Origin of the sequence: Haemophilus parainfluenzae, assembly GCF_014931375.1 — a bacterium.
Lineage (GTDB): Bacteria > Pseudomonadota > Gammaproteobacteria > Enterobacterales > Pasteurellaceae > Haemophilus_D.
The window spans coordinates 744,317-756,944 of sequence record NZ_CP063117.1; the positions used below are offsets into that span (position 1 = coordinate 744,317).

Sequence of the window (12,628 nt, forward strand, 5' to 3'; positions counted from 1 at the left end):
ATTCGCTCCTATCTATCTTTTGGATCGAGCGCATCACGCAACCCGTCACCGATAAAGTTAAAACAAAACAGTGTGAGACAAAGGAAAAATGCCGGGAAAATTAATAGCCAAGGCGAGACTTCCATTTGTGCTGCTCCATCACTTAATAGTGCACCCCAGCTACTCATCGGCTCTTGTGTTCCTAAGCCTAAGAAACTTAAGAATGATTCGAAAAGAATAAGTCCAGGTACTTCAAGTGAGGCATATACTGCTACTAAGCCCAATACATTTGGAATAATATGTTTGAAAATGATTTGGCGACGTGACACGCCACAAACGATGGCGGCTTCGACGAATTCTTTATTTTTCAAACTAAGGGTTTGACCACGTACGATACGTGCAAGACCAAGCCAAGCAATGGCACCAATTGCGATAAAAATTAAGAAAATGTTTTGGCCAAAAAGGGTCACTAATAAAATGACGAAGAACATAAATGGAAATGAGCTAAGAATTTCCAAAAAGCGCATCATCAACATATCCGTTTTACCACCTACATAGCCGGAAATCGCACCATAAATTGTGCCGATAGTGACGGAAATGAAAGCACCCGCGATACCGACCAATAATGAAATCCGTCCACCGATAGCGGTACGCACCAGTAAGTCTCGACCAGAAGCATCCGTACCGAAGAAGTGATAGCCTTCCATTGTTGGTGGAGAGCTCATCATATTCCAATCGGTATCTTCATAGGTAAAGGGGAAGAACCAAGGTGCTACGGTAATAAATACAATAATAAACGCTAAAATAATCAGACTGGCAACGGCCGCTTTGTTGCGGAAAAAACGGCGTTTCGCATCTTGCCAGAGACTGCGGCCTTCCAGTTGCATTTCTTCAATACGGTCAGCTACTTGTTCCACAAAATCCGCATTTTTCTGATTAATCGGCTGAGTACGATAATCTGTCATAATTTATCCTTAATAACGAATTTTTGGATCGATGATGGCGTATAAAATATCCACAATCGCATTAAATAAAATGGTTAATGTGCCCACTAAAATAGTAAGACTTAAAACTAAAGAATAATCGCGGTTTAATGCACCGTTTACAAATAATAAGCCCATGCCAGGCAAACCAAATACACTTTCGATAACCATTGAGCCAGTAATAATCCCTACGAAAGCCGGGCCTAAATAGGTAATCACGGGTAAAAGAGCAGGACGTAAAGCATGTTTTAAAATGATTCTTGAGGTTGAAAGTCCTTTTGCTTTAGCGGTACGAATAAAGTTGGAATGCAGTACTTCAATCATGGATCCGCGCATGATACGTGCAATCCCTGCAACATAAGCGATAGTTAATGAGGCAACGGGTAAAATAATGTACATTGCTGAACCGCCATTCCAACCGCCAGCAGGTAACCAACCTAAATAAATGGCGAAAATCAGCACTAAGACTGGTGCGAAGACGAAGCTTGGCATAATGACGCCAAGCATTGAGAAACTCATCAAAATATAATCCCAACGGCTATTTTGATTGAGCGCGGCAAGCGTACCCGCTGTGACACCTAATACCACTGCAAAGGCGAAGGCGACCATCCCTAATTTTAAGGAAACAGGGAAGGCTGATGCGATTAAATCATTGACCGATTGATCTTTATATTTAAAAGAGGGACCAAAATCGCCTTTGGAAAGATTTTCCAAATAAAGGAAATATTGTTTATGTAATGGTTCATTTAAATGATACTTCGCTTCGATATTTGCCATGACTTCTGGTGGATAAGCACGTTCCGATGTGAACGGGCTACCAGGGGCGAGACGCATCAGAAAGAAGGAAAAAGTAATCAAAATAAACAGCGTTGGTAAGGCTTCCAACAGCCGTTTAAAAATAAATTTGAGCATAATAACTCCAACCAAAATGGGCGAAAAGTGCAGTCAAAAAACACGATAATTTTTAACCGCACTTAAATACGAGCAACGAATTAATGTTTAATAATATAAAGGTTGCGTAAGTAAATGTGATCTTGTGGATCTTTGCCTGAATAGCCTTTTACGTAAGGTTTCACTAAGCGTGGATTCACATAGTTAAAGATTGGCACGATACCGAAATCTTTTGCAAGAATTTCTTCGGCTTTCGCGTAGGCTTTTGCGCGTCCTTCCGCATCCGTTGCAACGTAAGATTCAGCAATGGCTTTATCATATTCTGGGTTCGCATATTTTGCGGTGTTGTTACTCGAATTAGATAAGAAATAGTTGCCGAATGTTGTGGCTTGGTTGTAATCCGCATTCCATCCTGCACGTGCTGCATCATAACGGCCTGCACGACGGCTATCAATGTAGGTTTTCCACTCTTGGTTTTCTAATTTCACATCAATTAAACCTTTGGTGTTGGCTTTCCACATAGATGCTGCGGCAATGGCCACCTTTTTGTGGTTTTCATTGGTGTTGTAAAGAATGCTGAATTTCAACGGATTTGCTTTGCTGTAGCCAGCTTCTTCTAAGAGTTTAATGGCTTCTTCATTACGCTGCGCCATTGGTTCTTTTGAATAAGCAGGTTGTTGAATGAGCTGACCTTCTTCGATGTAAGTCGGCGTAAATACATAGGTTGGTGTTTGACCTTGACCTAAAACTTTATCGGTGATCACATTACGGTCAAGGGATAAGTTCAAGGCTTTACGAACATTCACGTTATCAAAAGGCGCTTTCTTATTGTTTAACTCATAAGAATAGGTTGCAAGCGTACGTGTCGTGAATACTTCACCAGGCAATTCTTTTTGTAATTTCGCAAATTGTTCTGGTGGTAAGGCGTAGCTTGTTATATCCAAATCGCCTGCACGATAACGCGCCACATCAGTACTTGGGTTTTCAATTGCAAGGAAGGTTGCACTGTTAATGACAGTCTCTTTATCGTTCCAGTAGAGCGGGTTACGTTCAAATTCGATTTTTTCGTTAATAATATGGTTAGCGAGTTTATAGGCACCATTACCCACGTAATTTTCTTTTTTCACCCATGCATCACCCAATTTTTCGACTACTTTTTGCGGTAATGGCAATAAGGATTGGTGAGTCGTTAAACTGACTGCGTAAGGCACAGGATTGGTTGCATGAACCACAAAGGTGTAATCATCTTTTGCTTCAACACCTAATTCAGCCGGTTTTTTCTTACCGTCAATGATGTCTTGTGCATTTTCTACTTGTAAGTAACTTAAGTAACTTGCATAAGGGGCTGCTGTTGCAGGATCCACTAAACGACGCCAAGCAAACACGAAATCGTGCGCGGTAACGGGATCACCATTTGACCATTTGGCATCTTTACGTAAATGGAATGTCCACGTTTTGAAGTCCGGCGTGTTTTCCCAGCTTTCAGCTACACCCGGTTGAAGTTTACCTTCAGAGTCTGAGGTGACGAGGCCTTCAAGTAATTGATAAGCAACGTTAGATTCAGGTACACCTTCAGTTTTTTGTGGGTCAAAACTTTGTGGTTCAGCCCCGTTATTGATCACGATATGTTGTTTTTCATCTAATTGCGTTCCCTCAGGTACTATAACCGCTTGCGCAGAATAGGAAAGAGCAAGAGCAATTGCAGAGAAAAGTAGTTTGTGTTGCATTTGAGCCTCCTTGTCATTAGGCGATATTTTTATAAAGAGTCCTTCTCTTATTAGCTCAAAAATTCATGTTTGTAAAGATTTGTAAGGTGATTATTTAAAGAAAAATAACGTTTTGTGATTTGTATCTAATAAATCGCGAAAAAATTGCTAAAAGTGATGGTATGAGAGGTAAATCTAGAATGTATTGGTTTTTCCTATCGTAAATATTTTCCTGGACGAATTACCCTTTTAAAGCTAATTATGCTATCGTAAGACAGTTGAATTCAAACAAATCCATTCAAGGAGAATATAATGACAACTCAGTTAGATTCACTTCGCAACATGACCGTCGTTGTGGCTGATACGGGCGATATTGATGCAATTAAAAAATACCAACCTCAAGATGCAACAACAAACCCATCTTTAATTTTAAGTGCTTCAGCATTACCACAATATGCCCCATTAATTGATGAAGCGATTGCTTATGCCAAAGCACAAAGTGCGGATAAAGCTCAACAATTAATTGATGCTGAAGATAAATTAGCAGTAAACATCGGTTTAGAAATTTTAAAAATTGTCCCAGGACGTATTTCAACTGAAGTGGATGCACGTCTCTCTTACGATACTCAAGCAACCGTTGAAAAAGCACGTAAACTTATCGCACTTTATAATGCGGCAGGTATTTCAAATGATCGTATCTTGATCAAAATTGCTTCAACATGGCAAGGTATTCGTGCAGCAGAAATTCTTGAAAAAGAAGGTATTAACTGTAACTTAACCTTATTATTCTCCGAAGCACAAGCACGTGCGTGTGCCGAAGCAGGTGTTTACTTGATTTCCCCATTCGTCGGTCGTATCTTAGACTGGTACAAAGCAAATACTGATAAAAAAGAATATGCTCCAGCAGAAGACCCAGGTGTCATTTCTGTAACCAAAATTTATAACTATTACAAAGAATATGGTTATAAAACCGTGGTGATGGGCGCAAGTTTCCGTAATGTCGGTGAAATTATTGAATTAGCAGGTTGTGACCGTTTAACTATCGCACCCGCTTTACTTAAAGAATTACAAGAAAATTCAACCGCACTTGTACGTAAACTAGACTACAAAGGTGAAGTAAAAGCGAAACCTCAACCATTAACTGAAGCAGAATTCTACTGGCAACATAACAGCGATGCGATGGCTGTTGAGAAATTAGCAGAGGGAATTCGCAAATTTGCAGTTGACCAAGAGAAATTAGAATCAATGCTTTCAGCAAAACTTTAATTTTAAGAACATGAAAGTGCGGTTAGAAATAACCGCATTTTTTATTCTTATCATAAAATGTTCTAACTCTTAATAATTAGTTCTTGACTAACAAGTCAAAGTCATTGAAAATCAAAGACAAGTTTTGCTAAAGCAAAATGGGAACCGCGACTTTTGATATAAAGTGCGGTCATTTTTTTTCTTTTTTCGGAGCAAATATATGTCAGGTATTTTTGAGCAAACTCCTGCTAATCGTCGTCGTTATGGCGTAGCAATTTTTGTTGGTATTATTGCAGGTTTAATTTCTGCATTCGTAAAATGGGGTGCTGAGCATCCATTCCCACCGCGTAGTCCAATCGATTTCTTCGCAGCAGCATGTAAAGTAGACATCACAGGTTTAAGCCAAGATCAAATTCTTCAAGTCTGTTCACGTGCATTCTTAAACCCACCACACGTATTCTTACGTGATTATTTAGGTATTGACCCAACTCAAGCAGCATTCACTTTTGCAGATCATGGTTTTGACTGGATTGGGGTGACTCACATTACTTTCTCATTAGTATTTGCTATTGCTTACTGCTTAGTTGCAGAACGTTTCCCTAAAATCAAATTCTGGCAAGGTATTGGTGCAGGTTTAATCGCAGATATTTGTGTGCACTACATCACTTTCCCTGCATTAGGTTTAACACCACCTGTTGCAGAATGGCCGTTATATGAACATATTTCTGAATTAGTGGGACACATTTTCTGGTTCTGGACAATTGAGATTATTCGTCGTGATTTACGTAACCGTATTACTCGCGAGCCAGATGCAGAAATTCCATTAAAAAATGCAACTGAATAATTAATCTATATTGCAAAGAATGCCACCGAAAGGTGGCATTTTTGTTTATGTCAGGAACAAAAGTCATTTTTGGAAAACTAAAAAGCACCATGATTAAACATAGCTAACAGAAAAGTCATTTCTAGGTTTTAATAAATTTTTTGTAGTTATCTTTCAAGTTGGTTAGAATAAAGACAATTTTTTATGATAGGAAAGTGGAATGAAAAAAACACCTTTACTTGCGGTCGGCTTAATGACAACAGTTTTATTAACGGGTTGTGCAACCAAAGCAGATGGTGAACGCAATGATAAATTAGAAAGTTTTAACCGTACGATGTTTGATTTTAACTATAAAGTTATGGATCGTTATGTGTTGGAACCTGCAGCTAAAGGCTGGCGTGATTACGTGCCGACACCGGTCACAAAAGGTTTATCCAATGTGGCAAATAACTTAGATGAGCCAGTGAGCTTTGTGAACCGTTTATTAGAAGGTGAACCGAAAAAAGCCTTTGTTCACTTCAACCGTTTCTGGATTAACTCCACATTTGGTATTGGTGGTTTATTTGATTTTGCCAGTGCAAGCAAAGACTTGCAGGTTTATGATCAACGCAGTTTTGGTGAAACATTGGGCACCTATGGTGTAGATGCCGGCACTTATATTGTATTGCCAATTTATAATGCAACAACACCTCGTCAATTAACAGGGGCGGTGGTCGATGCGGCTTATACTTATCCGTTCTGGAATTGGGTGGGCGGTCCGTGGTCACTGGTGAAATATGGTGTGCAAGCCGTAGATAAACGCTCGAAAACATTGGATCAAACAGAATTGCTCAATCAAGCACAAGATCCTTATGTTACTTTCCGTGAAGCTTATTATCAGAATTTAGAATTTAAAGTAAATGATGGCAAAGTAAAAGAAAGTTCACAGAAAGAATTGTCTGATGATGTATTAAAAGAGATTGATTAAGAATACTCGTATAAGCGATAAAGTCACTTATATGTTAGGATAGCAAGCGTATTTATACGTCAATATTAAAGGAGAATATCATGACTAAAATCATTCATACAGAAAAAGCCCCAGCCGCAATCGGTCCTTATGTTCAAGCGGTAGATTTAGGTAATTTAGTTTTAACATCAGGTCAAATCCCGGTTAATCCAGCAACGGGTGAAGTACCAAAAGATATTGTAGCTCAGGCGCGTCAATCGTTAGAAAACGTGAAGGCGATTATTGAACAGGCTGGTTTGAAAGTGGGTGATATTGTGAAAACTACTGTATTTGTGAAAGATCTTAATGATTTTGCAGCAGTAAATGCAGAGTATGAGAAATTCTTTAAAGAAAATAATCACCCAAATTTCCCTGCTCGTTCTTGCGTAGAAGTTGCTCGCTTGCCAAAAGATGTTGGCTTGGAAATTGAAGCAATTGCGGTAAGAAAATAATAGCAAAGTGCGGTTAAAATCTGCAGATTTTTTCTACAATAGACTTTACAAGAGCGAGATTAATCACTATAATCTCGCTCCTAAATTACGCTTAGCGTAAAATTTCTGGTTGGTGCTTGACCTATTCAAGCCCCGTCCAAGACCGTAGGGAATGGTTAGCAATAATCATCTTAATAATCCTACGTAGATGGTGAACAGAATAAGAATATTTCTTGCTTCTGGGCACCGAAGTCGTCCTAGTCTGAAAGATAACTCTTTCGATGAGGTAAATTAATTCCGAGAAATCGGAGTGTATTCAGGAGCTAAAAGCCAATGGCATTAAATCTTCAAGACAAACAAGCAATTGTTGCCGAAGTAAATGAAGCAGCCAAAGGTGCACTTTCAGCAGTAATCGCGGATTCTCGTGGTGTAACTGTTGATAAAATGACTGAATTACGTAAAGCAGCTCGTGAAGCTGGTGTAACAATGCGCGTTGTTCGTAATACTTTATTACGTCGTGCGGTTGAAGGCACTGATTTCGAATGCTTACAAGATACGTTTGTAGGTCCAACACTTATCGCATTCTCTAATGAACACCCAGGTGCAGCAGCACGTTTGTTCAAAGATTTTGCTAAAGCAAACGATAAGTTTGAAATTAAAGGTGCAGCCTTTGAAGGTAAGATCCAAGATGTTGAATTCTTAGCAACATTACCAACTTACGAAGAAGCAATTGCACGTTTAATGGGCACAATGAAAGAAGCTGCGGCAGGCAAACTTGTTCGCACTTTTGCGGCATTACGCGACAAATTACAAGAAGCAGCTTAATCATTAAGCGTTTCTTACTTCATTTAACTTTATTAATTTTAGGAATTGATTGTTATGTCATTAACTAACGAACAAATCATTGAAGCGATCGCTTCTAAATCTGTAACTGAAATCGTTGAATTAATCGCAGCGATGGAAGAAAAATTCGGCGTTTCTGCAGCAGCAGTAGCAGCAGCTCCAGCAGCTGGCGGTGCAGCAGCAGCGGCAGAAGAAAAAACTGAATTCGACGTAGTTCTTGCTGAAGCTGGTGCTAACAAAGTAGCAGTTATCAAAGCAGTACGTGGTGCAACTGGTTTAGGCTTAAAAGAAGCTAAAGACTTAGTTGAATCTGCTCCAGCTAACTTAAAAGAAGGTGTTTCTAAAGAAGAAGCTGAAGCACTTAAGAAAGAATTAGAAGAAGCTGGTGCAAAAGTAGAAATCAAATAATTTTTGATTCACTTATGTCCTGTTTCTCAGGCTTAATGGCTGGTGGTTTACCATCAGCCATTTTGTGCTATCAAAAACAGCACAAAAAACAGATAGGCATTTTCCGTTTAATGGTATCTGTTTCCACTTAAATTAATCAGACGTTTTAATTTAAGTAGCCCACTACAGAAGTAAGGTTCAGAGTGCGGTATCCGAAACGGCGTCAATCTCCGATATAAATAAAAACGTCAATTAATTTGACCGCACTTTTTTTATATCAACTCGGTCTCACTAAAATTTACAGAGGAAAACCAATAATGGGTTACTCCTATACTGAGAAAAAACGAATTCGTAAAGACTTCGGCAAACGTCCGCAAGTTTTAAATGTACCTTATTTATTAACTATCCAATTAGATTCTTTTGATAAATTCATTCAAAAAGATCCTGAAGGTCAACAAGGCTTAGAAGCTGCATTCCGTTCTGTTTTTCCAATCGTAAGCAATAACGGTTATACAGAATTACAATATGTTGATTACCGTTTAGAAGAACCAGAATTTGATGTACGTGAATGTCAAATTCGTGGTTCAACTTATGCAGCAGGCTTACGTGTAAAATTACGTTTAGTTAGCTACGATAAAGAGTCTTCATCACGCGCAGTCAAAGACATTAAAGAAAGCGAAGTATATATGGGTGAAATCCCATTAATGACTGACAACGGTACCTTTGTCATCAATGGTACTGAGCGTGTTATCGTTTCACAATTACACCGTAGCCCAGGCGTATTCTTTGATTCTGACAAAGGTAAAACACACTCTTCAGGTAAAGTGCTTTATAACGCACGTATTATCCCTTACCGTGGTTCTTGGTTAGATTTCGAATTTGATCCAAAAGATAACTTATATGCGCGTATTGACCGCCGTCGTAAATTACCGGCAACCATTATTTTACGTGCATTAGGTTACACTGTTGAAGAAATCTTAAACTTATTCTTCGACAAAGTAACTTTCGAGATTGCTGGCAATAAATTACTCATGACATTAGTGCCAGAACGTTTACGTGGTGAAACGGCGACGTTTGATATCGAAGCAAATGGTAAAGTCTATGTAGAACGCGGTCGTCGTATCACTGCTCGTCACATCAAAGCATTAGAAAAAGATAATGTGACACAAGTTGAAGTGCCAACTGAATATATCGCAGGCAAAGTAGCAGCGAAAGATTACGTTGATCTTGAATCAGGTGAAATTATTTGCCCAGCAAATGGCGAGATTTCTTTAGAAGTGTTAGCGAAATTATCGCAAGCAGGCTATAAAGTGATCGAAACATTATTCACTAATGACTTAGATTACGGTCCGTATATTTCTGAAACATTACGTGTTGATCCAACTTACGATCGTGTAAGTGCATTATATGAAATTTATCGTATGATGCGCCCAGGTGAGCCACCTACACCAGAATCTTCAGAAGCATTGTTCCATAACTTATTCTTCTCTGCAGAACGTTATGATTTATCTGCAGTAGGTCGTATGAAGTTTAATCGCTCATTAGGTATTCCTGAAGGCGAGGGGACTGGTATTTTAAGTAACGACGATATCATTCGTGTGATGAAAAAACTCATCGATATCCGTAATGGTCGTGGTGAAGTGGATGATATCGACCACTTGGGTAACCGTCGTATTCGTTCTGTGGGTGAAATGGCAGAAAACCAATTCCGTATTGGTTTAGTTCGTGTAGAAAGAGCAGTTAAAGAGCGTTTATCTTTAGGCGATTTAGATGCGATCACGCCACAAGACTTAATTAATCCAAAACCAATTTCTGCGGCAGTGAAAGAATTCTTTGGTTCTTCACAACTTTCGCAATTCATGGACCAAAATAACCCATTATCAGAAGTAACACACAAACGTCGTATTTCTGCATTAGGTCCAGGCGGTTTAACGCGTGAACGTGCTGGCTTTGAGGTACGTGACGTACATAACACTCACTATGGTCGTTTATGTCCAATCGAAACCCCTGAAGGTCCAAACATCGGTTTGATCAACTCACTTTCTGCGTTTGCTCGTACTAATGATTATGGTTTCTTAGAAACGCCATATCGTAAAGTGGTTGATGGTCAAGTAACCGAAGAAATCGAATATTTATCTGCAATTGATGAAGCAAACTACATCATTGCACAGGCGAACTCAAACCTTGATGAGAACAATCGCTTTACAGATGCATTCGTTACTGCACGTGGTGAACGTGGTGAATCAGGTCTTTATAAACCAGAAGAAATTCACTATATGGACGTTTCAACCCAACAAGTTGTATCTGTGGCAGCAGCGTTAATTCCATTCTTAGAGCATGACGATGCGAACCGTGCCTTAATGGGTGCGAACATGCAACGTCAAGCGGTTCCTACTTTACGTGCTGATAAGCCGTTAGTGGGTACAGGTATGGAAAAACCAATCGCACTAGACTCAGGTGTGGCGGTTGTAGCGAAACGTGGTGGTACAGTTCAATACGTTGATGCTTCTCGTATCGTTATCAAAGTAAATGAAGACGAAACCGTAGCAGGCGAAGCGGGTATCGATATTTATAACTTAATTAAATACACCCGTTCTAACCAAAATACCTGTATCAACCAAATTCCTTGTGTGAATTTAGGCGATCCAATTAACCGTGGTGAAGTGTTAGCAGATGGTCCTTCAACAGACTTAGGTGAATTAGCATTAGGTCAAAATATCCGTGTGGCGTTCATGCCTTGGAACGGTTATAACTTCGAAGACTCAATGTTAGTTTCCGAGCGTGTTGTACAACAAGACCGCTTCACAACAATCCACATTCAAGAATTATCTTGTGTGGCACGTGATACAAAATTAGGCTCTGAAGAAATCACAGCGGATATTCCAAACGTAGGTGAATCTGCATTAAGTAAATTGGATGAATCAGGTATCGTTTATGTGGGTGCTGAAGTGAAAGGTGGTGACATCTTAGTCGGTAAAGTAACCCCTAAAGGCGAAACGCAATTAACACCAGAAGAAAAATTGTTACGTGCAATCTTTGGTGAAAAAGCATCTGATGTGAAAGACTCTTCATTACGTGTACCAAATAGCGTAAGCGGTACTGTAATTGACGTTCAAGTCTTCACCCGTGATGGCGTAGAAAAAGACAAACGTGCATTAGAAATTGAAGAAATGCAGTTAAAACAAGCTAAGAAAGACCTTTCTGATGAATTAGAAATCTTAGAAGCTGGCTTGTTTGCTCGTGTGCGTAATGTCCTTATCGCTGGCGGTATTGATGCGGCTCAATTAGATAAAATGGATCGCACAAAATGGTTAGAACAAACCATTTCAGATGAAGAAAAACAAAACCAATTAGAGCAGCTTGCTGAGCAATATGAAGAATTACGTAAAGAGTTTGAACACAAACTTGAAGTAAAACGTAAGAAAATCATTAAAGGCGATGACCTAGCACCAGGCGTGTTAAAAGTGGTTAAAGTTTACCTAGCGGTGAAACGTCACATCCAACCGGGTGATAAAATGGCGGGTCGTCACGGTAACAAAGGTGTTATCTCAAAAATCAACCCTGTGGAAGATATGCCATACGATGAAAACGGTCAACCGGTTGAAATCGTATTGAACCCACTGGGTGTACCATCTCGTATGAACATCGGTCAGATCTTAGAGACCCACTTAGGCTTAGCAGCGAAAGGTATTGGTGATCAAATCAATGCGATGATCAAACAAAAACAAGATGTTGAGAAACTTCGTGGCTATATGCAAAAAGCATACGATTTAGGTCATGGCGCACAAAAAGTGGATTTAAGCACCTTTAGTGATGACGAAATCATGCGTTTAGCAGAAAACCTACGTAAAGGTTTACCGGTAGCTACACCAGTGTTTGATGGTGCTGATGAGCAAGAAATCAAAGAAATGTTGAAACTTGGTGGCTTACCAACTTCAGGTCAGATCACATTATACGATGGCCGTACAGGTGAGAAATTCGAGCGTCCAGTAACTGTAGGTTATATGTACATGCTCAAATTGAACCACTTAGTTGATGACAAAATGCATGCTCGTTCAACTGATTCTTATAGTCTTGTTACTCAACAACCACTTGGTGGTAAAGCACAATTCGGTGGTCAACGTTTCGGTGAGATGGAGGTATGGGCACTTGAAGCATACGGTGCGGCTTATACCTTACAAGAAATGTTAACTGTGAAATCCGATGACGTGAACGGCCGTACGAAGATGTATAAAAACATCGTCGGTGGCAACCAACAAATGGATCCGGGTACACCGGAATCTTTCAACGTAATTATGAAAGAAATCCGTTCACTTGGTTTGAATATCGAGCTAGACGAAGAGTAATCGACAAAC

At 39.6% G+C, this 12,628-nt stretch carries 10 protein-coding genes; 7 read left to right on the top strand and 3 right to left on the bottom strand.

Annotation, left to right across the window (positions count from 1 at the left end):
• Positions 1 to 8 precede the first annotated feature (8 nt).
• The 3 genes from oppC to INP95_RS03610 all read right to left on the bottom strand — a co-directional run bounded on the left by oppC (position 9) and on the right by INP95_RS03610 (position 3,580).
• Positions 9 to 944: an oligopeptide ABC transporter permease OppC gene (oppC, locus tag INP95_RS03600; RefSeq protein WP_049385064.1), complete on the bottom strand. Its 936-nt coding sequence runs from the start codon at positions 942 to 944 to the stop codon at positions 9 to 11.
• A 9-nt stretch (positions 945 to 953) separates the two neighbouring features.
• Positions 954 to 1,874 carry an oligopeptide ABC transporter permease OppB gene (oppB, locus tag INP95_RS03605; protein WP_005700169.1) on the bottom strand — a complete coding sequence of 307 codons (921 nt, stop codon included), beginning with the start codon at positions 1,872 to 1,874 and terminating at the stop codon, positions 954 to 956.
• Positions 1,875 to 1,954: 80 nt separating this feature from the next.
• On the bottom strand, positions 1,955 to 3,580 hold the full coding sequence (locus tag INP95_RS03610; protein ID WP_014064667.1) for an ABC transporter substrate-binding protein: 1,626 nt from the start codon (positions 3,578 to 3,580) through the stop codon (positions 1,955 to 1,957).
• Positions 3,581 to 3,871: 291 nt separating this feature from the next.
• On the opposite strand from INP95_RS03610, the gene tal reads away from it, so the two are divergent.
• The 7 genes from tal to rpoB all read left to right on the top strand — a co-directional run bounded on the left by tal (position 3,872) and on the right by rpoB (position 12,619).
• Positions 3,872 to 4,825 (top strand): transaldolase, encoded by a 954-nt coding sequence (gene tal, locus INP95_RS03615; RefSeq protein WP_197560916.1) that lies wholly within the window; start codon positions 3,872 to 3,874, stop codon positions 4,823 to 4,825.
• 199 nt (positions 4,826 to 5,024) lie between these two features.
• Positions 5,025 to 5,648, top strand: coding sequence for a YagU family protein (locus INP95_RS03620; protein WP_005700166.1), 624 nt, complete (start codon positions 5,025 to 5,027; stop codon positions 5,646 to 5,648).
• 199 nt (positions 5,649 to 5,847) lie between these two features.
• Positions 5,848 to 6,594, top strand: coding sequence for an MlaA family lipoprotein (locus tag INP95_RS03625; RefSeq protein ID WP_111387953.1), 747 nt, complete (start codon positions 5,848 to 5,850; stop codon positions 6,592 to 6,594).
• 80 nt (positions 6,595 to 6,674) lie between these two features.
• A complete protein-coding gene (locus tag INP95_RS03630; protein WP_005694694.1) occupies positions 6,675 to 7,064 on the top strand; it encodes a RidA family protein in 390 nt (129 codons plus the stop codon).
• Positions 7,065 to 7,376: 312 nt separating this feature from the next.
• A complete protein-coding gene (gene rplJ / locus INP95_RS03635) occupies positions 7,377 to 7,868 on the top strand; it encodes a 50S ribosomal protein L10 (RefSeq protein WP_005694693.1) in 492 nt (163 codons plus the stop codon).
• Between the two features lie 54 nt (positions 7,869 to 7,922).
• The gene (rplL, locus tag INP95_RS03640; protein WP_005697375.1) at positions 7,923 to 8,294 is read left to right on the top strand and encodes a 50S ribosomal protein L7/L12; all 372 of its coding nucleotides are present in this window, start codon (positions 7,923 to 7,925) and stop codon (positions 8,292 to 8,294) included.
• Positions 8,295 to 8,590: 296 nt separating this feature from the next.
• A complete protein-coding gene (gene rpoB / locus INP95_RS03645) occupies positions 8,591 to 12,619 on the top strand; it encodes a DNA-directed RNA polymerase subunit beta (RefSeq protein WP_197560917.1) in 4,029 nt (1,342 codons plus the stop codon).
• The last annotated feature ends 9 nt before the right edge of the window (positions 12,620 to 12,628 follow it).